This window comes from Paenibacillus sp. FSL L8-0641 (assembly GCF_038006265.1).
Taxonomy (GTDB): domain Bacteria; phylum Bacillota; class Bacilli; order Paenibacillales; family Paenibacillaceae; genus Paenibacillus; species Paenibacillus polymyxa_D.
This window is the reverse complement of record NZ_JBBOUW010000001.1, coordinates 2,899,112-2,925,145: the sequence shown is the minus strand read 5'-3', so window position 1 is coordinate 2,925,145 and position 26,034 is coordinate 2,899,112. Positions and strand designations below refer to the sequence as shown.

25 protein-coding genes and 1 pseudogene are annotated in these 26,034 nt (G+C 43.5%); 20 read left to right on the top strand and 6 right to left on the bottom strand.

What is annotated here, in order from left to right:
• Positions 1-208: 208 nt before the first annotated feature.
• A pseudogene (gene tet / locus MKY16_RS12965) lies at positions 209-1,586 on the top strand (Tet(L)/Tet(K)/Tet(45) family tetracycline efflux MFS transporter).
• A gap of 221 nt (positions 1,587-1,807) precedes the next feature.
• Here tet and MKY16_RS12960 read toward each other — a convergent pair.
• The 5 genes from MKY16_RS12960 to lexA all read right to left on the bottom strand — a co-directional run bounded on the left by MKY16_RS12960 (position 1,808) and on the right by lexA (position 4,371).
• Entirely contained in the window at positions 1,808-2,347 is a 540-nt protein-coding gene (locus tag MKY16_RS12960) for a GNAT family N-acetyltransferase (RefSeq protein ID WP_340932366.1), read from the bottom strand.
• A 230-nt stretch (positions 2,348-2,577) separates the two neighbouring features.
• Complete coding sequence (locus MKY16_RS12955) at positions 2,578-2,718, bottom strand: hypothetical protein (RefSeq protein WP_165146693.1); 141 nt, start codon at positions 2,716-2,718, stop codon at positions 2,578-2,580.
• A gap of 40 nt (positions 2,719-2,758) precedes the next feature.
• Positions 2,759-2,923 carry a hypothetical protein gene (locus MKY16_RS12950; RefSeq protein ID WP_013310546.1) on the bottom strand — a complete coding sequence of 55 codons (165 nt, stop codon included), beginning with the start codon at positions 2,921-2,923 and terminating at the stop codon, positions 2,759-2,761.
• 235 nt (positions 2,924-3,158) lie between these two features.
• Entirely contained in the window at positions 3,159-3,461 is a 303-nt protein-coding gene (locus MKY16_RS12945; RefSeq protein ID WP_029517411.1) for a hypothetical protein, read from the bottom strand.
• Between the two features lie 283 nt (positions 3,462-3,744).
• Positions 3,745-4,371, bottom strand: a complete 627-nt coding sequence (gene lexA / locus MKY16_RS12940; protein ID WP_013310545.1) for a transcriptional repressor LexA — start codon at positions 4,369-4,371, stop codon at positions 3,745-3,747.
• 186 nt (positions 4,372-4,557) lie between these two features.
• Here lexA and MKY16_RS12935 point away from each other — a divergent pair, with 186 nt between their 5' ends.
• The 4 genes from MKY16_RS12935 (at position 4,558) to MKY16_RS12920 (ending at position 6,821) form a co-directional block, all read left to right on the top strand.
• Positions 4,558-4,926, top strand: coding sequence for a LysM peptidoglycan-binding domain-containing protein (locus MKY16_RS12935; RefSeq protein WP_039271343.1), 369 nt, complete (start codon positions 4,558-4,560; stop codon positions 4,924-4,926).
• A gap of 108 nt (positions 4,927-5,034) precedes the next feature.
• Entirely contained in the window at positions 5,035-5,241 is a 207-nt protein-coding gene (locus MKY16_RS12930; protein WP_029517413.1) for a DUF896 domain-containing protein, read from the top strand.
• 120 nt (positions 5,242-5,361) lie between these two features.
• Complete coding sequence (locus tag MKY16_RS12925) at positions 5,362-5,871, top strand: hypothetical protein (RefSeq protein WP_025724118.1); 510 nt, start codon at positions 5,362-5,364, stop codon at positions 5,869-5,871.
• Between the two features lie 155 nt (positions 5,872-6,026).
• Positions 6,027-6,821, top strand: coding sequence for an HAD family hydrolase (locus MKY16_RS12920; protein WP_340955624.1), 795 nt, complete (start codon positions 6,027-6,029; stop codon positions 6,819-6,821).
• 99 nt (positions 6,822-6,920) lie between these two features.
• Here the strand turns inward: MKY16_RS12920 and MKY16_RS12915 are convergent, their stop codons facing one another.
• Positions 6,921-7,463 carry a 1,2-dihydroxy-3-keto-5-methylthiopentene dioxygenase gene (locus MKY16_RS12915; RefSeq protein WP_340955621.1) on the bottom strand — a complete coding sequence of 181 codons (543 nt, stop codon included), beginning with the start codon at positions 7,461-7,463 and terminating at the stop codon, positions 6,921-6,923.
• A gap of 281 nt (positions 7,464-7,744) precedes the next feature.
• Between MKY16_RS12915 and metH the strand changes: the two genes are divergently transcribed.
• The 15 genes from metH to MKY16_RS12840 all read left to right on the top strand — a co-directional run bounded on the left by metH (position 7,745) and on the right by MKY16_RS12840 (position 26,012).
• Positions 7,745-11,185, top strand: coding sequence for a methionine synthase (gene metH / locus MKY16_RS12910; protein ID WP_340955619.1), 3,441 nt, complete (start codon positions 7,745-7,747; stop codon positions 11,183-11,185).
• Between the two features lie 79 nt (positions 11,186-11,264).
• Positions 11,265-12,194 carry a ribonuclease Z gene (gene rnz, locus MKY16_RS12905; protein ID WP_029517417.1) on the top strand — a complete coding sequence of 310 codons (930 nt, stop codon included), beginning with the start codon at positions 11,265-11,267 and terminating at the stop codon, positions 12,192-12,194.
• Positions 12,195-12,658: 464 nt separating this feature from the next.
• A complete protein-coding gene (locus MKY16_RS12900; RefSeq protein ID WP_080658623.1) occupies positions 12,659-13,507 on the top strand; it encodes a TIGR01457 family HAD-type hydrolase in 849 nt (282 codons plus the stop codon).
• Positions 13,508-13,580: 73 nt separating this feature from the next.
• Entirely contained in the window at positions 13,581-14,399 is an 819-nt protein-coding gene (locus MKY16_RS12895) for an Fpg/Nei family DNA glycosylase (RefSeq protein WP_025724124.1), read from the top strand.
• Positions 14,389-15,237 (top strand): deoxyribonuclease IV, encoded by an 849-nt coding sequence (locus tag MKY16_RS12890; protein ID WP_185156338.1) that lies wholly within the window; start codon positions 14,389-14,391, stop codon positions 15,235-15,237. Before MKY16_RS12895 ends, MKY16_RS12890 begins: the two co-directional genes overlap by 11 nt.
• 71 nt (positions 15,238-15,308) lie before the next feature.
• Positions 15,309-15,647 carry a cyclic-phosphate processing receiver domain-containing protein gene (locus tag MKY16_RS12885; protein WP_250239101.1) on the top strand — a complete coding sequence of 113 codons (339 nt, stop codon included), beginning with the start codon at positions 15,309-15,311 and terminating at the stop codon, positions 15,645-15,647.
• Positions 15,644-15,958 (top strand): thioredoxin family protein, encoded by a 315-nt coding sequence (locus tag MKY16_RS12880; RefSeq protein WP_029517421.1) that lies wholly within the window; start codon positions 15,644-15,646, stop codon positions 15,956-15,958. Before MKY16_RS12885 ends, MKY16_RS12880 begins: the two co-directional genes overlap by 4 nt.
• A complete protein-coding gene (locus tag MKY16_RS12875) occupies positions 15,955-16,728 on the top strand; it encodes an ABC transporter ATP-binding protein (protein WP_029517422.1) in 774 nt (257 codons plus the stop codon). The genes MKY16_RS12880 and MKY16_RS12875 overlap by 4 nt, the downstream gene beginning before the upstream one ends.
• Positions 16,729-16,750: 22 nt before the next feature.
• A complete protein-coding gene (locus tag MKY16_RS12870) occupies positions 16,751-17,809 on the top strand; it encodes an SAM-dependent methyltransferase (protein ID WP_340955618.1) in 1,059 nt (352 codons plus the stop codon).
• A 180-nt stretch (positions 17,810-17,989) separates the two neighbouring features.
• Complete coding sequence (locus MKY16_RS12865; protein WP_340957571.1) at positions 17,990-19,483, top strand: serine/threonine-protein kinase; 1,494 nt, start codon at positions 17,990-17,992, stop codon at positions 19,481-19,483.
• A 42-nt stretch (positions 19,484-19,525) separates the two neighbouring features.
• Positions 19,526-20,512 carry an SAF domain-containing protein gene (locus tag MKY16_RS12860; RefSeq protein ID WP_340955616.1) on the top strand — a complete coding sequence of 329 codons (987 nt, stop codon included), beginning with the start codon at positions 19,526-19,528 and terminating at the stop codon, positions 20,510-20,512.
• 22 nt (positions 20,513-20,534) lie between these two features.
• Positions 20,535-21,248, top strand: coding sequence for a hypothetical protein (locus tag MKY16_RS12855; protein WP_340955613.1), 714 nt, complete (start codon positions 20,535-20,537; stop codon positions 21,246-21,248).
• On the top strand, positions 21,245-22,102 hold the full coding sequence (locus MKY16_RS12850) for a hypothetical protein (protein WP_340955611.1): 858 nt from the start codon (positions 21,245-21,247) through the stop codon (positions 22,100-22,102). Before MKY16_RS12855 ends, MKY16_RS12850 begins: the two co-directional genes overlap by 4 nt.
• Positions 22,103-23,938: an ATPase, T2SS/T4P/T4SS family gene (locus MKY16_RS12845; RefSeq protein WP_340955609.1), complete on the top strand. Its 1,836-nt coding sequence runs from the start codon at positions 22,103-22,105 to the stop codon at positions 23,936-23,938.
• Positions 23,928-26,012, top strand: coding sequence for a hypothetical protein (locus tag MKY16_RS12840; RefSeq protein ID WP_340955607.1), 2,085 nt, complete (start codon positions 23,928-23,930; stop codon positions 26,010-26,012). The genes MKY16_RS12845 and MKY16_RS12840 overlap by 11 nt, the downstream gene beginning before the upstream one ends.
• Positions 26,013-26,034 lie beyond the last annotated feature (22 nt).

Here is a 26,034-nt window from a genome sequence, read left to right as displayed (position 1 = left end):
AATGGACATAAAGGCGCGTCTGCTGGTTTTGGAAGAGGGGACCACAAGAGCGATATACGCTCTATATTGTAATCATAGGGGGCTGGGATGGTGACCAAAAGATCATTACATTTTCTCGTATGGAAATAGGCGCTGTATTAAACCTCCAATGATATGGAGCAAGGATACACTCATGTCTTGAATGTATCTTATTTCTGGAGGGTCAAAAGTGAAAACCCCTTATTCACAGTCCGTTTTGAGCTATAACCAAATTTTAATGTGGCTTTGTGTTCTTTCGTTTTTTAGTGTGTTAAATGAAATGGTTCTTAATATCTCTTTACCTGATATTGCTGATGAATTCAATAAGACACCAGCCATTACAAATTGGGTGAATACTGCCTTTATGCTAAGTTTTTCTATAGGAACAGCTATATACGGAAAGTTATCTGATCAGTTAGGTATTAAAAGGTTGCTCCTGTTTGGAATCATAGTGAATTGCATAGGATCATTAATTGGATTTGTGGGACATACTTTTTTTCCAACACTTATCTTGGGACGATTTATACAAGGGATTGGTGCAGCTGCATTTCCTTCACTTGTGATGGTCGTAGTTGCTCGCTATATCCCAAAAGAAAACAGGGGAAAGGCAATATGGCCTCATCGGGTCTATCGTAGCAATGGGTGAAGGGATAGGACCGGCTATTGGTGGGGTGATTGCTCATTATATTCATTGGTCTTATTTACTGCTTCTTCCTGTTTTAACGTTTGTAACTGTTCCCTTCCTGATAAAATTATTGAAAAAGGAAGTCATTTCAAAGGGCTCGTTTGACATTGCAGGAATCGTGCTTATATCTCTAGGTATTGTATTGTTTATGTTGTATACAACTTCTTACAGAATTTCTTTTCTGGTGATAAGTGTTCTATTTTTCTTGATCTTTTTAAAACATATCAGACAAGTAACCAATCCTTTTGTTGATTCTTCATTGGGGGAAAATACTGCATTTATGATAGGAATCCTTTGTGGGGGGCTTATGTTTGGTACCGTAGCTGGATTTGTTTCTATGGTCCCTTATATGATGAAAGACGTTCACCACTTAAGTACCGCAATGATTGGCAGTGGAATTATTTTTCCTGGAACGATGAGTGTTATTTTCTTTGGTTTTCTTGGAGGAGCACTTGTTGATAAGAAAGGTTCCTTACATGTGCTAGCAGTCGGCGTTGCATTTCTTGCCGTCAGTTTTTTGGTAGCTGCTTTCTTTATTGAAATGACACCTTGGCTGATGTCTATTATTCTAGTCTTTGTTTTCGGTGGTCTTTCTTTTATTAAAACAGTAATATCCACTATTGTTTCAAGTAGTTTAAAACAAGAAGAAGCTGGCGCAGGAATGAGCTTGCTTAATTTTATAAGCTTTTTATCAGAAGGAACGGGGATTTCAGTTGTAGGAGGCTTATTGTCAATACGTCTTATTCATCAAAAATTTATACCAATCATTAATTTTCCATCTGCTTATTTATATAGCAATATGTTATTGATTTTTTCAGTGGTCATTATAATTAGCGGGATTTTATCTGTTATTGTATATAAACGTTCAGTTTCAGATTCCTGATAAGAGCAAAAAAGGATTACATGCTGAAAATGATCTCATCCTCACGTTTGAAGTAAGTGAATACTCTAAAAATAAATCAAAAGCTCTGCTAACCTTAATTGGTCGGCAGAGTTTTGTGTGCTGATCAGTTTGATTTTACTAGATACGGGAAAAGTAGCAATGCAAAGTGTGCGTACAAGATGGTATTGTTTTTAAATTCGGCCTTATTACAGAAGGATAGGCTAATTTGAATACTTAAACTTATAATACCAAAAAATCGCTTTCTCATGGGCTGTGGAAAAGTTAGAATATAGCATAGTATCAACTCCGCCGATTACAAAGTTATTTTTAGCATAGAATCGACAAGCTAAAATATTCACATCCTGTGTTTCAAGCATAAGGCCAACAAGATTATTCTGCTTAGCCCACTCGGTTGCTTTACTCAATAAGGCTGCTCCGATTCCCTTGTGTCTCGAGTCTTTAGCAACGGCAATATCCTCAATTAGAGCATAGCCATTCCAATTAGTACAAAGTTTAATTTTCCCAACACAGTCGTTCTCATCATAATATAAAAAAATAGATTTTCCTTGTTCATTAATATAACTGATATCGACGTCATCATCCTCATACTGTTTAAAATATGGTTCGGGAAAACTTTCTTCTATATATGTCCAATTGTTGTTCTCGTATTTAGGTATAATCCTTCCGGACACAATAAAGCCGTTATTCTCATTTGACTTCTTAAAATCCCCCATATTTGAAAGTGACATTTTAATTATCATGGCTTGTCTCCTCCTGGTTTAATTTCTCTATGCACATTATTCTAAAAGAGAACCACGTTTTCCTGTCTGTTAGATTTATAAAAAGTGTAAAATGGTAGCGACTGTTCAACTATGTGTGATATTTTAGATCCCCCTCCGCTTGCTTAAATGATTCATAGCAGTAGTTAGGTGTGCTATTTAACACAAAAAAGCAGGAAGAATTCCTCCCGCTTTTTGCATGGAAACAATTATTAACGTCTGCGTTGTCTATCGTTTACGCTAAACAAATTAACAGCCAGTGCGTTACCTCTTGCACGCGCAGTGGCTCTTTGATTGGAACGGATGTTCAATCTTCTTCTTCTTAAATCACGTCTGCAATGTCTTCTGCTCATAATATCACCTCCCTTCAAGAAATGAAGGTGCGGTTGAATCTTAGTGGCGTTTATGCTTACGCTTGGAAATTTTGATATTCAAGGCATTGGTTGCTAGTGCATTTCCGCTTCCTGTTTTAGCAGCTGCGGCTTGAAAGACTTTAACGACCAGATATCTGTTTTTCCCGATGCGATGCTTATACGTTTTAACTCTATTTCTGATCATCTGCATATCTCCTTTGCTTAGTTCTGCTATATATATATGTCAATTGTGATAGTAATGTATCAGCATAAATCTATTAGAAGCAAAAAGTAGCTAGTACCTATATCCCTAAAGGTTAACAAAAAAACTCATGCGAACCTGTCTTCGCCTTTTCAACTTTACGTTGCAGGAGATTTTACAGGCAGGTCGGCATGAGTCTAATGTGTAGAATAAAGATAATATGCAGTTTGTATGAAAATTATTTACTATTAAGGGTGTTAAGTTTTTTTTCGTAGTACGCCTCTTGGGCAAGAATATGATTCAGTTGTTCTGAGAGCTGTTTATATTCTTGGCTGGCCTCTGGGTAATTATTTCTTTCGGAAATTACAGCTTCAAGTTGCTTTTCTAAATACCTGAAATGGATGAGTATTTGTATGTACTGAATACGATCGTAGGTTGTTATGTGTGATTTCTCTTCTGCATATAAATGATCCATTGTTGGAACTGCACAGCTAACGACGATAAATATCATAACAAACGCTGAAATTATTATTTTTTTCATTTAATTCCTCCTACAGAGCTATGAGTAATTAATATACCATATTTAGCTAAAAGAAAGAAAGATCTATTAGTTTTGCCCACAACAGTATAGCTGTTCAAGATCAGTGGGGGATTATTTGAGACGATGAGGCTGATTTTATAGTAGATACAATAGGAATAGGTTGCTAAAAGGAAAGAATAGTTGTGAGATACATAATAAGCATAATAACAATACAAAACCGGCTTGCCCTAGGCAGCCGGTTTTGTATTAGGGGATAGAATAACGGGGAAGAAAGAACGAGAAATCAGTGGAAGTCCCGGAAGAGTCCTACAACTTTGCCCAAAATACTGACGTGTGTCAGACGAAGCGGTTCAAAGGCTGGATTTTCAGGTTGAAGCCGGATATGATCTTTTTCTTTGTAGAAGGTTTTAACTGTAGCTTCGTCTTCATCTGTCATAGCTACAACAATATCGCCATTATCAGCGGTCTGCTGCTGACGTACGATTACATAGTCTCCGTTAGCAATCCCAGCCTCAATCATGCTTTCGCCTACAACAGATAACATGAATATTTTATCCTCACCAACAAAGTGTTGGGGAAGAGGAAAGTAATCTTCAATATTTTCTGTCGCCGTAATAGGAAGACCAGCGGTTACTTTGCCGACGACGGGGACACGACTAATGGAGTAATTAATCAAGTTGCTGTTATCCGATTCGTCTTGACCGAGTAACTCAATAGCCCGTGGTTTTGTAGGATCGCGGCGAATGAGTCCTTTTTTCTCTAAGCGATCCAAATGACCGTGAACCGTAGAACTGGAGGCCAATCCGACAGCCTCGCCTATTTCGCGTACAGAAGGGGGGTATCCCTTTAGACGCACTTCATTGCGGATAAATTCAAGAATGGCCTGCTGGCGGCTCGAAATCTTAGACATACCGTATCAACCCCATTTAGTAACGTTTGGGAAAATTATAGCATAGAACCTCCGTTCGTACAAACATAAGTTCTAAATAATACCTAAAAAAATTGCGAACTTTTGTTCTCTTTTCTATTGAACAAAACAAACGTTCGTGTTATATTGTGAAAACATAAGAACAAACGTTTGGAGGACACAACCATGATGAAATATAGCACCTATCAAAGTATTTTTCCAATGAATATAGAAAATTTACAGGAGACCCGAAAAGAGGGTAGGGCGCGTTTTATGCAGATTATTACCCATACTCTTTTACTTAAGCTTCTTATTATAGTGATTGTTGCTTGGATTGCAGGAGCAGGTGTACTTACGGTTTTCGCGGCTCCTTCAGCTTCCAAGGAAGAAGTGACTAAACTGACAGTACAACCTGGGGATACGTTGTGGCAGATTGCCGCGAATCATAAACCGGAACGAATGGATACACGAGTATATATAGAAGGAATTGTGCGGATTAACGGTTTAGAGGATCGGGGAGTGCAGGCAGGTCAGGTACTCAAGCTTCCTGACTTATGATCTATAGACTATTAGAGCTTGTCAGGGAGCGTAATGCGGGAGCCTTGACAAGCTCTTTTCTACATGTCAAAGTGTATTATATCTTTGCTTTTATGGAGGGGACACAATTTGGATATAGACAGCTTGGTACAGCGCATTAATGAATTAGCGCGCAAAGCAAAATCCGAGGGATTAACAGAAGAGGAAACCACAGAACGTGCCAATCTTCGGGAAATTTATTTAGGTAACATTCGCCGTAATTTTCGGCAGCAGCTAGAAACGATTGAATTTGTGGACGATGATACATCGAAGGGAAATGACGGGCTGAAGCATTAATGTTGTTAAAGCGCCCAAGCCTGCAATTTGCCTTTTGTTTTAGGTACCTCTCATGGTATCTATATAGATCAGCTTTGAGGCAATTGTTTTAATGTAATATATCTGGGAAGGAATTGAGAGATGGCCCGATCATTTGAAAGAAAAGTACGCAAAAACACAGCGCATTTAAATAAATCGCGCAAAAAGCAAGGTATTCAAACCATTAGCGGCGCAGGTTCTGCAATGGATATTTTTCGTGGCCGTAATATTACTGTGCCAATTATGCTGGCTGGTCTTTCTGTATTGTACATGCTTATGAGTTACTTTTTGACTAAGACCGGTATGCGAGGGATGGATTGGCTTGTATTCGGCCTGTACTTGATGCTGGCTGTTATCTTTTTTATCCGTCGTCCTTATCTGAAAGTGGGAAAGGATACTCTCTATATGCTGAAAGGTGGTAGAGAACGTCCAATGACGGCAGGGGACATGAAAGCCATCAAGATTGAAAAGGGTTACGTAACCGTTGAAAGAAAAGGTAAGGGTGGTAATTTTATTTTCACAAAATCATTAGGTCGCTATGACACGGATGCCATTGCAGAGCGACTTGAGAAGTTTGCGCTATCCAATCAGATACAGGTTGACAAGAAATAACTGATTTAGCCTGTAGCTCTGTAACAAAGGCCGTATGATGTTATTTCATATAACATGCTGCGGCCGCTTGCTTAATATGGGCACACATAACGATTCAAATGCTTAATCAAGCAAATAGGCGTACATATACTGTGGAAAGAGAGTGGATAATTCAGATGACAATTCAGGCGGTAATGTTTGATCTTGATGATACCCTTTTGTGGGATGAACGTAGTGTAGAAGAGGCATTTGATGCAGCGTGTCAAACAGGCTCCCGTGAAGCAGGTGTTGATCCAAAAGCTCTGGAGGAAGCCGTACGTAAAGAAGCACGCGCTTTGTATGAATCCTATGAAACCTTTAGTTTTACTCAAATGATCGGCATTAATCCGTTTGAAGGATTGTGGGCGAATTTTACAGCAGGTGAGCAACCTGAATTCCGTCAATTGGAACAGTTGGCCCCTGTTTATCGAAAGGAATCATGGCGCAGAGGACTCCAGCAACTAGGGATAGATAATGAGAAGTTGGCGGAAAAGCTGGCTACCCAATTTGCTTCGGAAAGACGCGCACGTCCCCATGTATATGAAGAAACGTTTGAAATTCTAGAACAATTGAAGGGACAATACAAGCTGTTATTATTGACAAACGGTTCCCCTGATTTACAACAGGAGAAACTGAATGGAGTTCCTCAATTAGCTCCTTTCTTTGATCATGTGGTCATTTCAGGTTCATTTGGTCGAGGCAAGCCGGATCCGTCTATATTCCAGCATGCGTTGGGGCTTCTTGGTATTGAGCCTGAACATGCTTTAATGGTAGGAGATAAGCTGACGACTGATATTCAAGGAGCGTTGGCAGCAGGTGTTCACTCGGTGTGGGTGAACCGAAACGCCAAAACCAATACCACAGAGATCAAGCCGAAGTTTCAAATCAAGCATCTGTCTGAATTGGATGGAATTATTCAGTCGTTAAAGTAAGAAATCTACACCTTTAGAAACGAGTATTAAGAAAACTCCCTTCGCTCGATTGTCACAGAGCAGAGGGAGTTTTTTATTTACACAAGGATAAATTCGTAATTATGCTTTAATGAAGGTTGGATCTTCGAACGGTTCCGCAATCCAGCCATTTTCTTCAATGAACAAGCGGACTGCTACGATCTTTTGATTCTCCATTAAAGTGAAGAAGTGAGGTATATTTTCGGGTACGGAGATAACGTCCCCCGGTGAAAGCTCTACGTTAAAATAGTCGATCTCTTCAGGTCCTTTAATAATAAAGATGCCTTTACCAGCGACAATGGCACGGATTTCATCCTCGGTATGGGTGTGAATTTGCTCAAACTTGGCCAGCAACTCGTCCAAATTCGGCGTTGCTTCAGATAGAGTGATAACGTCCCATATTTTATATCCGCGACGTGCGGCTAAATCCTTGATTTCGGGTTCAAATGTTTTGAGAACAGCGGCCTTTTGATCATCTGTTAAGGTAAAGTTCTCTTGCAGCTCCCCGGACAATTTGGAAGCATCCCAATGTTCATACAATATCTCGTGACTCTCCAGAAATTCACGTACTTGTTCTTCACCGCTAATTCTTTCATTCGTATTACGTATTAAGATTTCGGCCATGTATTTATCCCCTCTTTTCCACTTGGATTAATGTTATATAAAGAATACCATGTCTTGAAACGTTGTACAATACAGGATTTCAACATTTTATAATGCAAATGAACATAGCTAAAGGATGCAGGGTTAAGTACGTTTAATAATGCTACAAACTATAAAAATGGATAAGAGAAGTCGTTTTTACAAAGAACAACCTGTATAAAACGTATGTTTTTACTTCAATCTATCTAAATGATACGGTTTCTGCTAAACTAGGATTTAACGTTTTGCGGGGGTGAAGAAATTTGGATAAAGTTAGCTTGCAGGATGCATTACAACGAAGAATACTCCTTCTTGATGGGGCCATGGGCACCATGATTCAACAGGAAGACCTTTCCCCCGATGATTTTGGTGGGGAAGAGCTGGAGGGCTGTAATGAAATGCTGGTCTTAACGAGACCGGATGTCATTCAAGGGATTCATGAAGCATACTTGAAGGCCGGAGCAGACCTAATTGAAACGAATACATTTGGAGCAACATCCGTCGTTTTGGCGGATTACGATATACCAGAACGTGCCCGTGAAATTAATCTGGTGGCGGCCAAGCTGGCGCGTAACGCGGTGGATAAATACAGCACTGCGGACAAGCCTCGTTTTGTAGTAGGAGCTATGGGCCCAACCACGAAAACCTTGTCTGTCACAGGCGGTGTTACATTTGCTGAGCTGATTGACAGCTATCAAGAGCAGGCCTTGGCACTTATTGAAGGCGGCGTGGATGTACTCCTTTTGGAGACCTCACAGGATACGCTTAACGTCAAGGCTGGAAGTATCGGAATTCGGCAGGCTTTTGAGCAGACAGGTATCGAGCTTCCGCTAATGATTTCAGGCACGATTGAGCCTATGGGAACGACGTTGGCCGGACAAAATATCGAATCCTTTTCCATATCACTGGAACACTTACATCCAATTTCGATTGGGTTGAATTGTGCTACGGGTCCAGAGTTTATGCGTGATCATATTCGCTCTCTGTCTGAAATGTCCTCTGCAGCTATTAGCTGTTATCCAAATGCGGGCTTGCCCGATGAAAATGGCCAATACCATGAATCGCCTGATTCATTAGCACGTAAAATGGCTGCTTTCGCTGAAAAAGGCTGGTTGAATATTGCTGGGGGATGTTGTGGTACCACGCCTGAGCATATTCGAGTTATGAGTGAAAGTATGTCGCAGTTTGAGCCGCGTCCGCTGGTAGGTCATCATCCTCCTGCCGTATCAGGCATTGAGCCTGTATATATTGAACAGGACAATCGTCCGTATATGGTTGGTGAGCGAACAAATGTTCTTGGCTCCCGCAAATTCAAGCGTTTGATTGTGGAAGGCAAATATGAAGAGGCGTCTGAAATTGCCCGTGCTCAGGTAAAAAGCGGAGCGCATGTCATTGATATTTGTGTGCAGGACCCGGACCGCGATGAAATGACGGATATGGAAGCGTTTTTGAAACTGGTTGTAAACAAGGTAAAAGTACCTTTGGTGATAGATACAACGGATATTAAAGTCATTGATAAAGCACTTCAATATTCGCAAGGTAAGGCGATTATTAACTCCATTAATCTGGAGGATGATGAAGAGAAATTTGAGAACATGGCTCCTCTTATTCATAAGTACGGCGCCGCTGTTGTTGTTGGTACGATTGATGAACGCGGACAGGCTATTTCACGTGAGGATAAGCTTGAGGTAGCTAAACGTTCTTATGATCTGTTGGTGAACCGTTACGGTTTGGCAGCGGAGGATCTAATTTTTGATACGCTTGTATTTCCAGTAGGAACAGGTGATGAGCAATATATCGGTTCAGCTAAGGAAACGATTGAGGGTATTCGCATTATTAAAGAGGCGCTTCCCGGAGTGCATACTATCTTGGGCATCAGTAACGTTTCTTTTGGTTTGCCGGAAGCGGGTCGTGAAGTGCTCAATTCCGTCTACTTATATGAATGTACCAAAGCAGGTCTGGACTATGCGATTGTAAACACTGAGAAGCTTGAGCGTTATGCATCCATTCCAGAGCATGAGCGGAAACTTGCGGAAGACTTGATCTATAAAACAAATGACGATACTTTATCCGCTTTTGTAGCAGCTTTTCGTAACAAGAAAGTGGAGAAAAAAGAAAAGATATCAAACCTTTCGCTCGAAGAAAGACTGGCTTCCTACGTAGTGGAGGGAAGTAAGGAGGGACTCATTCCGGATCTGGAGCAAGCGCTTGTGAAATATTCTTCGCTGGAGATTATTAACGGCCCGCTGATGAAGGGGATGGAGGAAGTAGGACGACTGTTTAACAATAACGAATTGATTGTAGCAGAGGTGCTGCAAAGCGCTGAAGTGATGAAGGCGTCCGTGGCTTATTTAGAGCCGTTCATGGAGAAGAATGAATCCTCAGTAAAAGGTAAGATTTTGTTGGCTACAGTCAAAGGTGATGTGCATGACATTGGTAAGAATCTGGTGGAGATTATTCTATCCAACAATGGTTACCATATTGTGAATCTGGGTATAAAAGTACCACCAGAACGCATTATTGAGGCTTACCGTGAAGAAAAGGCCGACATGATTGGCTTATCCGGGTTGCTTGTTAAATCGGCACAACAAATGGTGCTGACCGCACAGGATTTGAAAAATGCGAATATTGATATTCCAATAATGGTGGGTGGAGCTGCTTTAACACGTAAGTTCACTAAAAATCGTATCCGTCCTGAGTATGATGGTCTGGTTGCCTATGCAAAGGATGCTATGGATGGCCTAGATATTGCCAATAAGCTTATGAATCCTGAGTCCCGTAAAAAAATGGCCGAGGAGATGGAGGCTGAGCGAGAAGCTGAAGCGGCAATCGTCGTGGAAGCCAAGCCGCTCCCTAAACTCACTCGAGCTGTGCGCTCTAACATTGCTCAGGATCTGCCCGTCTATATTCCACCAGATACGGATCGCCATGTACTGCGTAACTATCCACTGAATTATATTTTGCCTTACGTGAATATGCAGATGCTAATGGGGCATCATCTTGGTTTAAAAGGCAATGTTGAGCAGCTGCTGGCTTCGGAAGATCCGAAAGCGATTCAGTTGAAGGAAACCGTGGACAGCATCATGTTTGAAGCTGTGACAGACGGAATCATCCAGGCACATGCCATGTATCGTTTCTTTCCAGCGCAGTCGCAAGGGAATCAAATTCTGATCTATGATCCGTCGGATGTGAGCAAGGTACTGCACACATTTACATTTCCGCGCCAGCAGGTAGAGCCTTATCTGTGTCTGGCTGATTTCTTGAAATCAGTGGAATCCGGAGTTATGGACTATGTGGGTTTCATGGTCGTTACAGCTGGTCATGGGATTCAGCAGATATCTACCCAGTGGAAAGATAAAGGGGATTATCTGCGCTCGCATGCACTTCAAGCGGTAGCACTCGAAGTAGCAGAAGGGTTAGCGGAACGGCTTCACCATATTATCAGGGATAGCTGGGGTTTTCCGGACCCTGCCGATATGACAATGAAACAGCGGCACGGTGCCAGATATCAAGGCATTCGGGTATCCTTTGGCTACCCTGCATGTCCAGATCTGGAGGAACAGGGGCCGTTGTTCCAGTTGTTAAAACCTGAGGATATTGGCGTTGAGCTGACGGAAGGGTTTATGATGGAACCGGAGGCTTCTGTATCAGCCATGGTGTTCAGCCACCCTCAGGCGCAGTATTTTAACGTCGAAAAGGTTTAACACCTTTATCAGATGGGATAGCAAATACCCTCCGAGCCTCGGAGGTTTTTTGCTGGTCAGCAGGAAGAAGGTTAATGTTATGGAATTTTATTTTCTCGGTACAAATGCAGGGGTGCCTACGATTCAGCGAAATGTAACGTCCATCGCTCTTCGTTTGCTGGAAGAACGAAGAAGCATGTGGCTGTTCGACTGCGGTGAAGGCACTCAACAAGAGGTATTGCGTTCGCCGCTCAAACTAAGCAGACTTGAAAAAATATTTATCACCCATTTGCATGGGGATCATCTTTTTGGTCTGCCGGGGCTGCTGTCGAGCAGAGCGTACCAGGGGGGAACGACACCACTGACGGTATATGGACCGCCTGGAATCCAGCAATATATTGAGCTATCTTTAGGGATCAGCCAATCGCGTATCAATTACCAACTACATATTGTGGAGCATACGGGCGGGGTTCTGTTTGATGACGGACAATTCCGGGTAGAGTCAGCTTTGCTGGATCATCGGATCGACAGCTATGGCTACCGAGTTGTAGAGATGGATAAGCCCGGTAAGCTTAACCAAGAACTGTTGGAGCGATATGGAATCAAGCCCGGCCCGGTGTACGGTAAGTTAAAGCGTGGGGAAAGCGTGGAGGTAGAGGGTGGAGTTATTTTGCACCCTCAGGATGTTTTGGGTTCGCCGAAAAAGGGGCGTATCATCACGATTTTGGGGGATACGAGACCTTGCCCGAATACGGTAGTGCTGGCTCAAGATGCAACTGTCGTCGTTCATGAAGCCACTTTTCTGCATGAACTGGCAGATACAGCGTACGAGTATCATCATAGTACGGCGCTTCAGGCAGCGGAGGCTGCAAAAGCCGCAGGTGCGGGTCAGCTAATCATGACACATTTTAGTTCTAGGTATAAAGATCAGGAGCAGCTTCAGCCATTGCTGGAGGAAGCGCGAAGCATATTTCCCAATTCATTGCTTGCGGAGCAGCATGTGTTGTTACCGGTACCCGATATCGGTTAATAAACGATTGGAGAAAGATATGTGCATGGGTACCGGGGCTTGCTCCGGTGCCTTTGTTTTTCACCGAAATTATTTTCCGGGAAAGCGCAGGATGCGACAAGAGATGAGAACCCGCACACGGTGGTGGGGATGAATTTGTTCTACCACATATGGAGGCATGTCATATTCGCGTTTCTATATATCGAATTTAAAGGATTTTATGTCTTGCGCATGACCAGGAAATACAGAAGATTTCCTTTGAGGAAATAGCGCCTTCGATGGATTTCGACGAAGATGTGAACTTATGTCATGTGAAAGCGACGGCTTTTAGCGAGGAATGGCGCTATTTTGCACGGTTTACCAGCAATTCATGGACTTCATAAGCATTTTTGACTTAAGATAGATGAGATGAATGGAGACGGCCGATTATTTTATGACCTGAATCATTAAGGTGGTTAAATAAGAAGGAGAACATCGTTCATAGGATGAATTATAATTTTCAATGCTATGATGTGAATGGATTTGAAGTGGGGGAGGGGATTGCGATAAAATCGTTACTAATTGATCTGGATGGAACCCTTTATCATGGAAATCGGATGATCAAGGGTGCGGATCTGTTCATATCCCGATTGCGTACAGACCAGATACCTTATGCTTATGTTACAAACAATGCTTCACGCACACCCGAATCGGTGGCTGAGCATTTGGTTGGTATGGGAATTAAAGCGGCCAGCCATGAAGTATATACTTCGGCGTTAGCAGCTGCACAATATGTAGCACAGCAAAGTCCTGGAGCTCGTGTATATTGTATTGGTGAGACAGGATTACGTGATGCACTCACAGGAGCCGGTTTGCAGCTTGTTGAAAACCATCCTGATTATGTGGTGCAGGGGATAGATCGTCAATTTACATATGATGCGCTGGCCGCTGCCATGCGTTGGATTCGGGAAGGAGCCACTTTTATTTTGACAAACCCGGATCTCCAATTGCCTTCACATGATGGGCTAACGCCAGGAGCAGGTACGATTGGAGCAGCAATTGAAGCGGCTTCACAGGTAAAGCCTATTGTCATCGGTAAGCCTTCAAGCGTATTGATGAATTATGCACTGAACCGCTTAAACATTAGGGCGGATGAAGCTCTGGTTGTGGGCGATAATATGCTTACAGATATTGCGGCAGGTGCAGCAGCAGGTTGTAAAACAGCTCTGATCCTGTCGGGCGTGACGACCCGCGCTAATATGGACGAACATGTGCGTACCGTTGGAGTAAAACCTGACCTGATGTTTGAAAATCTCGCTGAATTGCAGGACTGGATGAAAGAAGAGCTGAAATAATAGAAAAAAGTATATGTTTTAGAAAACTTGCGAGCATTAAAAGCTATGTAGCTACGAAAGGAAAGATGTTGAAATGCCGGAACTTCCTGAAATGGAAAACTACAGAATCTTATTATCCAAACAAATTTTGGACATTCCGATTACTGGAGTGACGGTTAGCCGTGAAAAGTCCATTAATACTGAAGTGGAAACGTTTGAGAAGCAATTGCTCGGAACGACCGTTGTATATTTAGAGCGTCGAGGCAAGCATTTGATTTTTCATTTAAACACGGGCGGGAGGCTCGTACTTCATCTGATGTTGGGAGGGCTGTTATTTCTGGGAACGGAGGAGCAGCGTCCAGATCGTACAGTTCAGATCGAATTAGATTTTAGTGGAGTAAAGCTTTATTTTATCGGACTGCGCTTAGGTTATCTGCACTTGCTGACGGCTAAAGAAACAGAGGAGGCTTTGTCAGACCTGGGACCTGACCCGTTAGACCGCCGCATGACGTTGGAAAAGTTTACAGCACGGCTGAAGGGACGCCGGGGGATTTTAAAAACAACACTGGTGAATCAGCAGATTTTTTCAGGTATTGGCAATTGTTATTCGGACGAAATTGCTTATATCGCCGGATTTACACCGGGTTCCAAAGTACAAAACATTGTGCAGTCGCCAGAAAAAGTGGAAAAGCTATACCATGCCACTCAATCCGTACTACGTGAAGCTACTGCGGAAGGCGGGTACATGGAAATGCCTCTAATGGAGGGAGACACGCTAACAGGTGGATTTGATCATCAGTGTCGAGTATATGACCGCGAAGGAGAAGAATCTCCAAGTGGCGGAAAAATTGTAAGGGTTGAACTGGCGGGGAAAAAAGCATTTTATTGCCCGGTACAGCAGCATGATGCCTAAATTGCTCATCGGCTCCCATGTGAGTACGCGTGGTGGCTTTTTCAAAGCCGCTATGCGTGCGCGAGAGCAGGAGGGGCGTTCATTTCAATATTTCCCGAAAAATCCTCGTAGTCTGAGACTGAAGGAATGGAGTGCTACTGATGCTGCTGCTTGCAACGCTTACTGTGTAGAGCACCAGCTTCAATCCATTGCTCATTCGCCATATCCCGTTAATCCGGCTCATGGGTCTGAGCGTGGTCAGGAACTTTATGAGCTGACGATTGCTTCATTACGCAATGATCTGGATATTGCTGAAGCCTGTGGGTCAAAAGGGATTGTCGTTCATTTTGGTCACATGCATTCGTTAGACCCTCTAGAGGGCTATCGTAACATCATTAACTGTTTTAATGATGTGCTGGAAGGCTGGCAGGGAAATGCTAAAATATTGATTGAAAATCAGGCGGGGGATCATGGACCTATGGGAACCACGCTTGAGGAAATGGTGCAAATCCGTCAGTTGTGCCGGTATCCTGACAGTATCGGCTTTTGCTTGGACACTTGTCATGCGTATGCAGCAGGATTGTGGAACGGTGGAATGGACGAGGCTTTGATCGATAAAGGAAACCGTCTCGGCTATTGGTCAGCTCTATGCGGAGTTCATTTGAACGATTCTAAATACCCGTATGGCTCTAAAAAAGACAGACACGCCCGTGTGGGACAAGGCTACATTGGTACTGAGGGCATGCGCTGGATGACAGATCAGGAGGCCGTAAGAGGCATTCCTATCGTTTTGGAGAGTGAGACGGGACCTGATGGGACACATCAGGAGGATATTCAAATGATTCTAAGCTGGGAGTAAATCGGTCTGATTAATAATAAATAACTTTAAGGCTTGCGAACTTGCATATATGGGAAAAGGAGGAGAAGTTGATGTATTTGTTTATGGACGATTATCGGCCTTGTCCTCCGGGCTTTAAGCTGGCAAGAGATGCGGATGAGTGCCTGCTGCTGCTTCATGAATACCCTATTTCGATACTATCGCTAGATTATGATTTGGGACCAGGTCAGCCTACGGGAAAAGATGTGGCTGCTGCTATCGCAGGGAAACGGTTATATCCACGTGAAATTTACTTGCATTCCTCCAGTCCAGAGGGGCGGCGAGCCATGTATGAGCTGCTCTATGCGAATAAGCCAGAGGGAGTCACCGTGCATAATGGGCCCATACCCGAGGAGCGTATGCGAGAGATCAGAAAAGGGTCTGAACAATGAAAGAGATCGGACAAAAAGACGCGCGCCGTGCCATATGGGAGGGATGCAAGCTGGCTTTGTTTGTGTACACTCCCATGTGCGGAACATGCGCGGCTGCCCGTAAGATGCTGGAGGTAGCAGAGCATTTGCTCCCCGAAGGAGCAGTGGTGCAGAGCAACATTAACTATATTCCTGAACTGGTACAGGAGTACCGGATATCCAGCGTTCCCGCGCTTCTTATATATAATGGTGAAAACAATAATCCTGAAATCATCTACAAAATGGAATCTGTAGAACACTTGCTGAGCAAAATAAGGAGCGTGATGGAATGATATCCATGAAGAGCATTACGTTGCAGCGGGAAGAAAGACGGATATTGGACGATGTAAGCCTGGATATACGAGAAGGTCAACATTGGGCTATTCTGGGTCGCAATGGTTCCGGTAAAACAACTTTGCTGGAAATGATGACAGGGTATATGTTTCCAAGTCGTGGTACGGTTGAAGTGCTTGGGCAAATGTATGGTCAATGTGATGTGCGGGAGGTCCGCAAGCAGATCGGATATATCAGTCAGACCTTATTGGAAAAGCTGGCGCTAAAAGATCCAGTTTGGGAAGTAGTCGCTACAGGTGCGTATGCTTTTTTGCGCTTTTATCAGGAAATTCCAACAGAGGCAAAAGAAAAGGCCATATCTTTGCTGGAGGGTATGAATTTAGGTGACTTGATTCATCATCCGCTGGGGACGTTATCTCAAGGAGAACGTAAAAAGGTGATGTTGGCCCGCTCACTGATGGCGGAACCCCGTCTGCTAATTATGGACGAGCCTTGTGCTGGGTTGGATCTATTTGAGCGGGAAAAAATGCTGGTCGAGATTGATCGGCTCCGCAAGCGGGACTTATCAGTGGTCTATGTGACTCATCACATTGAGGAGATTGTCCCCCTATTTACACATGTTGCATTGATTCGTGATGGTAAGGTTGCAGCAGCTGGACCGAAAAAAGAAGTTTTAACGAAAGAATTGATTATGCACACATATGAAGTTTCGGTTGAGCTGGATTGGGATGGAGAACGTCCCTGGATTCGGGTGTGCGCTGGAGGGTAATGTTATTTTGGAGGAACTATATATGAGTACAGATGAACAAAGTGAATCTACTTTGTCATCATCAAGATTTATTTGTACGGCCAATCACGGTTTTGCACCCTATGCTCAAGAGGAGCTTAGAAGGATATTTGGCTCTGTGAAAAGTACGATGCTTTTACCTGGTGAAATTTTTCTGGCTACATTACCTGCGGAAGAAATTGAGGCAGTGAGGACAATTACAGGTCAGCCGCCGATGTTTTTACGTCACTTGTTTCCTGTTCATTTTCAGGAAGAAGGAACGGATCTGGTTCAGGTGCAGGAGCGTCTGGTTGCATTCATCCGTAACCGCAAGGAACTGATGGATCAACGTGTTTCTTTACAAGTGCGCAAAGGATCTAATAGCAGCTGGACTGAAAGCGCAGGTGCACTTAAGCAGGCTTTGAGTGAACAATTAAGTGATCTACCTATGGAGCAAACAGTACAAGGCGCCGATGTTATTGTGTCCGTTTTTGCAGATACAGATACGTGGTATGCAGGTGTATCACGTCCTGAGGACAACCTATCGGATTGGAGCGGAGGTGCGGTTCGTTTTCAGAAAGAAGACGGACAAATTTCCCGTGCCAAATTCAAGCTATTGGAAGCAGAAGTAACGTTCGGTATAGATTTTGGCGCTTTCCATCAGGGACTGGATATTGGGGCAGCACCGGGTGGATGGACTTCCTTCTTACTGGAGCGGGGACTGAAAGTTACTGCGGTTGATCCGGCAAAGATGGAGCCATCACTGATGAAGTACGCCAATCTGACTTTTTTGCGTAAAAATGCAAGTGAAGTCAAATTTAAAGAGAATTTGTTCGATCTGCTGGTTTGTGATATGAGCTGGAGTCCTAAGCAAATGGCAAGGCTCGTTACTGATTTACTATATAGTTTGCGAAGTGGTGGTACTGCTATCGTTACGGTCAAGCTAATGCATAAAAAGCCCTTGGCGCTCATTCATGATGTAATTGCTTCATTTGAGGAGTCCGGCATGCAGATTCAGCGAGCTAAGCAGCTATTCCATAATCGAGATGAGATTACCCTGTACATGATTAAGTATGGAAAATAACACTTTACAATAGATACAGGTGTGCTATATAATAAATCCAAATTGTTCCTTAAAAATAATAATGATGTTTAAATCAAGGGAAAGCATCCCGCGAAAACGGTTTTCATGGCGACATGGAAATTTGATTTTGCGGCAGCTTTCCCTTTTTTGCGTTGTCTGCTTAAGAAAGGAGGTAGGAGAATAATGAAGCAACCATCACAGTTGGAATTCGGATCAATTGTTGGTGAACGTTACCGTATTGTGCGCACATTGGGTTCGGGAGGAATGAGCCGCGTGTTCATGGCAGAGGATTTAAAACTGCCAGGCAAGCAATGGGCAGTGAAGGAGTCGGTTGCCGAGCCACAAGTGATGAAGCTTGTACGCACGGAGGCAGAGATGCTGATTTCACTAAGCCATCCACGTTTACCAAGAATTGTTGATTTTTTTGAGCATCCCCCATCTGGTGCGGTATACCTGGTTATGGATTACATCAAAGGAATTACGCTGGAAGCATATATGAAGGGCTACCAAGGCTATATTCCACAGGAGCAAATCGCTCCATTCGCTTTGCAGGTACTGGATGTGTTGGATTATTTGCATACCCGTCAACCACCAGTCATTTACCGGGATCTGAAACCAACGAATATTATGCTGACACCGGAAATGGAATTTATACTGATTGATTTTGGAATAGCGAGGAGCTACAAGGCTGAGCTGGATCAAGATACGGTAAAGCTGGGCACAGTGGGCTTCGCTGCCCCGGAGCAATATGGAGCAGGTCAGACGGATGCTCGTTCAGACTTATACAGTTTGGGAGCGCTACTATTGTATCTCTGTACAGGAGGCAAATATAGCGAGTGGACTGCGGGAGTAGAAGGATATATACGCGGGGAATTGTCTCGTCATTTGATTCCAGTAATTCGAAAACTGCTGCGTCTGAATCCTGAGGAACGATTTCAATCCGCCGGGGAGGTCATTGGAGAACTGCGTCGCAGTGCTGATTTTCAACCTGCTCAACAAGAAATATCCGTTAATGATGCCTCAATGGATTATGCAGGCACAAGGGTAGTGGCTGTACTGGGTGTATCTGCCGGCTCCGGTGCTACGCATACAGCAATTACGGTGAGCCACTATCTGGCTCGAAGATCCCGCTCCGTAGCTTTGGTTGAGCTGCACAGCACAGCCAAAGCATTTGCCCGACTTCAAGAAGTCGTAGAAGGCACATCCGTTGGACAAATGAGTTCAAGTCGGCGTTTTGAAGTCGATGGAGTACATTACTGGCGACAAACATCGCGTGCGGATGTCATTTCTTTGTTGGGTGGTTCTTACAGATTTATCGTACTGGACCTGGGGAGTGGGCAGGATAATGAACGTCTGGAAGAATTCTTGAGAGCCGATTATCCGCTCGTCATTGGCTCAGGGGCCGAATGGAGGGTTCAGGATATAGCAGGGCTAGCCCGATCTCTTCAGCGCCACCCACAGCACAAATGGAATTACTGCTTGCCATTGGCAACTTCGGAGGCGGTTCGCAGGCTTCGTAAGGAGCTGGATCACGATAAAGTATTTGCTCTACCGTTCCACTCAGACCCCTTCGAACGGGATGATGAGATGGATCAGGTGCTGGACGAGCTGTTTCGCGGAGTTATTCCAGACACCCGGAGAAGACGCTTCGCATTCCTTAAGCGACGGCGCTAAATAGAAAAAGTATATATCAAAAAGAGGCAGGGGAGAAGTTGTGTGTCCAAGCTAAGAAAAAGCAGTAAACAAAAACTGTATGCCGGTTGCATTGGCGCTGGGATTGTTGGCATTATCTTTGCCGGCTACCTTATGGTTAATATCCATCAAATGAATGAGGTTAGGAAACAGGCTGAGGTAGAGGCAGAACTGAAATGGAAAGTGTATGAACAAGAGCAACGAACCGCGAAAAAAGGCTGGGCGGTTGTCCGTGACATTTCTCCAGGTGAACAGATTGCATCTAATGATTTGAAGGGAATTAAAGTTCCCGGTTCTCAGGCTCCATCAAATTTGCTGGCAAATAAAAGTGAAGTTTCCGGAACCACAGCCAAGATTGAGCTTAAAAAAGGATCTGTGCTTACATCGTCTATGATTACTGCTGATGAACCCACACCTAAAGATTTACGCAACCGTGAGCTAAAGGTGGTGGTACTACCCAACAGTCTAAAGTCGGGGGACGAAGTAGATATCCGCATACAATTTCCAACAGGTCAGGATTACATTCTATTATCCAAAAAGAAGATTTCCCGACTGGAAGGTCCAATTGTCTGGGTCACTTTGAATGAGCAGGAAATATTATCGCTTTCGAGCGCGATTGTTGATGCCTACCTGCATAAAGCATCCATTTATGCTCTGACATATGTGGATCCCCAATTTCAGCCCAAGGCAATCCCGACCTATCCGCCTAATGCGCAGGTATTAGCGTTAATGAATAGTGATCCGAATTTGATACACATTGCTGAACAAAAGCTGTCTAAGCAGCTGCGGGATTCCCTTGAAAATGCAATTAATTCATCAAACAGTGTGATTTCAACACCCGTGGAAAGAAGTCTGAGTGAGGAAATTGCAGCTCAACATGCGGGTGCTACTATAGAAAACCCAACAAGCGGGATTGATGTTACAAGAAATGAATATGAGAATGAGCAGGATCATCAAGAACAAACAAAGATTCTGACGCAGAGTGGAAGCTCTGACCCGTATGCCAAATAAATGAGAGAAAAGGAACGGAAGTATGAAAACATGGATATTTGCCGGGCTTTGTGACAAAAGCGATACCTTGTTATACATCAGCAGCATATTAGCAGCTTCCGGCCAACGAGTACTGCTTGTAGATGCTACGCTGCGGGGACGGTATCGGTATAGCATAGGGATGCTTGACAAACCACTTCCCATTACGCAGTTTAGTGGTTTTGATGTAGCAATTGGATTTACAGCATGGGAAGACCTGCATATAGGTATGAGGGCTGATCAGAAGGCAGAACAGGTTTATGACATTGTTATTTTAGATGTAGAGTTACTTGATTTTTGTCCAATTTCTGTTTGGAAAAGGGCAAAACTGCGAGTTTGGGTCAGTGATTATAGCCGCATGCTAATGCATAACGGACAGAATTGGCTTCAGCATTTATTCAGTCAACCTGAATTTCCCAAAGATCTTGTATTTCACAAGCTATTTTTACAGGCCGTGGATTGTGGCCTGGAGGAGCCGTATCTGTGGGAATACATGAATCATTTCCCGGCATCTTGGCAGCAAGAGCCATATATACTGCCATGGGATGAGGGGTTGCTTGCTCTGAAACTGGAAAATGAGCATAAAAAACAGCTAATACTAAAACCGCTATCCAGAATGTATAAGAAAGAACTATGCCGTTGTATTGGGGAATGGATGAGTTGGGAATTAAAGGTGATTCGTCGTGCGCTAAAGCGTGCGGAAAGGAGTAGAGCATGAGTACCATTTTGTTTTGGAGCCCCATTAAGGGGGCTAGTGGAAGTAGCTCTTTGGCGGCAGCAATAGCAATTACCATAGGCAATCTATATAGAGGAAGACTATTATTTACTCATTTGGGTCGTAGACATACTGGTATTGAATCAGGATTACCTATACAAGAGTATGGTATGGATGATCCAACCCTACAGCTTCAGGAAGGGGGCTGGGATGCTGCCGCACGTTTAGTTCTGCGAGGGACACTGTCTAAAGAAAATATTCGTAATTATACGACACCTGTACTCGAACATACTTTGGATGTACTTGAGGGAACCTCCAGCTTTGGAGCTGCACCGCCGTTACTGTCTCCAGGGCTTGTACGGGCAGTAATAGATACAGCGAACCAATATTATGATTTAACGCTAATTGATGCAGGAAGTGGAGCAGGATGGGGGGCTGTACAGCATGAAGCATGTGCACGAGCCAAACTGGCTGTTCTTTCACTCACTCAGAATATGCGAGAGTTAGACGCTTATTTTGAATCCGTGTCTCCGTTATCTACCTACTCATCGTTACCCTTATTAATAGTACTTGGAAAATATGATGTGCATTCTCAAGTGAATGAAGCGAATATTCGCAGGAGATATGGCTACAAAGGTGCTCTGTATACAGTCCCTTATAACACCGGATTTATGGACGCATGGAACCGCAGGGATGTGATCGGCCATGTGCAGCGTGAGGTACGAAGTGGAAAAGGGCAGCCTCGCAAGCTTTTTATGACTGTAGGATGGGCGCAGAGTATACGTCATATCAGCAAAGCTATTCTGGAGGCGGCAGAGTCCGATCTTCGGCTCAAGGCTTTGGAGAGGGGCGCTTAAATGCTGTCCGCTCAAATGATCAACGGATTGATTCTTACCTGTATAGTATTGATGTGCATCGTACTGATTATTGTAAAATATCGAGGGAATTTTCACTCGCGACATTCAACCCTTCGGGTAGAAAAAAAGAATGAAGATGCCACATTCGAAACATTAATAGAGTATATCAAAAATGCACTTCATGAACTAAGTCATAGCCAGATGGCGGATGCCGGATTGCATGAAGAGGAATATAGACGGCGTATCCATCAAAGGGCGGAACTACGCAGGGCATTAAAGGACTGTGCCAATGGCAGCAGTGGAGATAAACGTTTTGTTAAAAATCTGATGGCTGAGCTTCTGATTCACGGTTACGGCTTAAACGAGAAAATCGTCGATACTGTTATGCCATTCTCCAGACCTGAGTTGTTTAGCATACAGGATCAATTCGAAATTATATTTTACCAATACCAGCAGAAGTTTGGCGCTGATGCACTATCACGTTTACTGGATACTTATGACTTGGCCGAAATGAGATATTCACAGCAAGGTGAAGAAGATGGAAGTTATCTCGTTACCGCAGAGGACATTCGTTATATCTATGATTGTGAGTACCGGCCCCTTTCCTTTTTGGAGAAGGTGGATATTATTGTCCAGCGGATTTATCAGCATTACAAAGGCTTTTCCGTCATTGATGATATTCGTGACCAGCGGATCGACGGTGTAAGTGGGGGCGTCAGTGGTATGCCGGAAGGTGGGATTCCTGCATCATCAGACTGGGCTTCCGATGGGTATGTATTTGAACAAACAACTATGCCTACTGCCAATAGTTATGAGAGCGTATGGATTTTTTATAAAGGTAAAACGATCCATCTTTCATTCCTTTCTTTCGGATCTGAGCGTGAACTTAAAAGGGTGTGCCAAAATATTTACAAATACAATTACCCGGGACAGCTTTCCGAAGCGAATGGTTATAAGGTCAATGAAATGAAGGATGGGTCACGGGTAGTGGTGGTACGACCTCCTTTCTCAGAATCGTGGGCTTTCTTTGTCCGTAAATTTGATATTCAAAGCGCATCGCTGGAACAGTTAATTAAGGGACAAAATGCTGATTTTCCAATCCAGCTACTTTCTTATTTAATGAAAGGCAGCCGGATTACTGCTATCACAGGCGCGCAGGGCTCAGGTAAGACGACGTTGTTAATGGCGATGGTCAAGCACATTTATGCTTCGTATACGCTTCGCGTTCAGGAAATGGCTTTTGAACTGCATCTACGCAGCATCTACAGTCGCCGTAACATTCTTAGCTTTCGAGAAACGGATCATATTTCAGGACAACAAGGGCTTGACTTACAGAAAAAAACAGATGGAACCGTCAATATTCTAGGCGAAGTAGCAAGTGATGAAGTAGCTGCTTGGATGATTCAAATGTCGCAGGTTGCCAGTCTGTTCACCATTTTTACTCATCATGCCAAAACATTTCGTGATCTCGTGTTTTCACTTCGTAATTCATTGCTCAAAACAGGAGTATTTCAGCATGAAGGCATTGCTGAGGAACAGGTAGTTCATGTCATTAACTTTGATGTGCATCTCAAACGTGATGCGGAAGGGCGACGCTACATCGAACGGATCACAGAATGTGTGCCGCGTGACCCGGATCATACGGATGCAGGCTCCAATCCTTCAACGAGCTACAGTTATCGCCACGTTATGGAATATCAGAACGGAAGCTATATACCGATGGAGCCCTTAACAGCCAAAAATGTACAAGAAATGTGTGAGCAGATGAATGTAAATGATGCCAAAGATTTCCGCAGTTTTTTGACCCGCTATTGGGAGGAAGACTATGAGTCTTAAAGAAATTTTATTGTGGGTTTTACTTATATCAGGTGGGGGCTTTACGCTTCTATATATAGCTTTATGGGGGTTGCGTAAGCGCAGTAGTCATGCAGTTCGCAGAGGACGAATTTATTCTGTGAAGGAAGGGCGCAAGGGAAAAGCGGTACTGCAACGTGAGCTGCAAGCCTTACTGCATAAGTTGTACACGCTGTGTATGAAGGTCCCTTTCTTGTCCGGATACATCACGAGTATACGTAAGCGACTAGCTGGTCAGCATGCCTACGATGAGTACAAGCTTCGCCTACAGACGATGAAGATGACACTGTTCATCTGGGGAGCTTTTGCTTGCAGTGGTGTTGTGCTGGTCATGATGAAGCCAGGAATAGAGTTTGCTATATTAGCCGTTTTATGCGGAGTGGTAATCAACAGTCTTATTTTGGATATGGCCATTAGCCGGATGGAAAAAAGGCTACTTGCACAGATGATCGAATTATTCGCCAATGTGCGTCACTATTACCATCAGCACGGTATGGTGGAGGAAGCTATATCCGAAGCGGCCGATTTGGCGGAGGCAGAGGCCGGGAGACACGCACGACTCATCCATGAGGCGCTAACAGATGTTGATCCGCACGAAGCATTGGAAAGATACTATGAATCGGCTCCTAATCGATTTTTAAAAGCTTTTGCCGGTATCTCGTATATGGTAATGGAGTTTGGTGATCGGGTTGAGGAGGGCGGCTCCATTTACTTGAAGGGGCTCGGCAGTCTCGCACGCGAAATCCAGTTGGAGTTGCTGCGAAGAAATAAACTGGACTATCTGTTAAAAAGTCTAAACGTGATCGCACTAGCACCAGTTTTCTTTACCACCCCAATTGAGACATGGGCGAGATCCAGCTTTCCCTCCATGGATGAGTTTTATCAGGGAAAATTGGGTTATATCACAAAATTATCCGTTTATATTGTGATAATCGTATCTTATTTCCTGTTACAGAAGCTACAACAGACCGACGAGACAGGATATCGTGCGGGTAGAGGATGGAGGGTTTGGGAGCAGAAGCTATACCGTTTTCCCATCATTCGTAATGTGGTGGATTCTTTAATTCCACGTCAGCATATGTCTTCTTATTTTCAAATAATCCGCCTATTAAAGGAAAGTGGTGCGGAGATTAGGCTGGAGTGGCTCTACATACGCAGAATGGCTCTTTGTATCATAGGATTGGTGCTCAGTATCAGTACGATATTTTTTTTACATGAAGCTGAGAAAACGCATATCCTTCACGCACCAGTGCAATCGGGTCAAATGTTTGGACGTTTAAGTCCGGTGGAGCAAAAAGAAGCTTTGAAGCAGAGTGAGATTGATCGCAAAATCATGCATTCGCTGAACATGAGATCAAACAGCACATACGAACAGACGTACGCTGCTTTAGAGCATAATGCTAATGGAACTGCTACTCCTGAACAGTTATCCACAAATACTTGGCGTATCCTCCAAAAGCTAAAAGATTGGAATGATGAATACATCAAGTGGTGGGAAGTGCTGATTAGTTTGATTGTTGGGTACGCAGCCTATCAAATGCCTATGCTTTTATTATATTTGCAACGAAAAATGCGTCGGTTGGATATGAGGCATGAGGTGTATCAATTTCAAACAGTTATTTCCATTTTACGGGTTATGGAACGAATGTCTGTCGAGGAAATATTGGAGTGGCTGAACAGATTTTCAGTTATATTCAAAAGACCTCTGCAAAAATGTTTGCTTCATTATGAACATGGGCCAGAGGCAGCTCTCGACTTGCTAAAAGAAGAAGCGCCTTTGCCGGAATTTCAACGTCTCGTGGATAAGCTTCATTTGTCTTTAGGTAAAATTACGATTCGAGAGGCCTTTGATGATTTGGAATCCCATATGTCCTACTATTTCGAACAAAGAAAACAGGAGTATGAAAAAATAATAGACAGTAAGGCTATCTGGGGAAGGATGATTGGTTTTGCCCCGATGTATGGTCTTATCTTTTTATATTTGGTGATTCCGTTGATCGGCATGAGCTTTGTTCAAATGGATAACTATTATGAACAAATACAAAAAATTCAGTAAGAAAGTTAACCTATGACTAATA